The 352-nt window shown below is 56.2% G+C and carries 1 protein-coding gene; it reads right to left on the bottom strand.

Annotation, left to right across the window (positions count from 1 at the left end; genetic code table 11):
- On the bottom strand, positions 1-352 hold a 352-nt coding region (locus JEM65_RS22015), incomplete at both ends, for a phage tail tape measure protein (protein WP_199603911.1).

Below are 352 nucleotides of genomic sequence, written 5' to 3'. Positions count from 1 at the left end.
AGACGGGCCTTTTCACGATCATCCCAGTAACGCGCCCGCGCTTCATCGTTAACAAAATAATCATCCTTGCGCAGATTCCAGATGTCGTCTGCTTTCTTATACGCAGCCTCTGCCTTAATCAGCATCTCCTGCGCGGTATCAGGACGACCAATATCAAGCACCGCATCCCACATGGATTTGAATGCCCGCGCAGTCCTGTCTGCCCAGGTCTCCAGCGTGCCCATGTTCTCTTTCAGGCGGCGGGTCTGGTCATCAAACCCTTTCGTTGCGGCCTCGTTCGCCGCCTGCAATGCCCCGGCTTCATCGCCGGAACGCTGCAACTGAGCAACATACGCAATCTGCTCCGCCGACA

This window comes from Gelidibacter salicanalis, assembly GCF_016469035.1.
Taxonomy (GTDB): domain Bacteria; phylum Bacteroidota; class Bacteroidia; order Flavobacteriales; family Flavobacteriaceae; genus Gelidibacter; species Gelidibacter salicanalis_A.
Note: the sequence above shows the minus strand (reverse complement) of the source record. Positions and strands in the feature narration are given on the sequence as shown.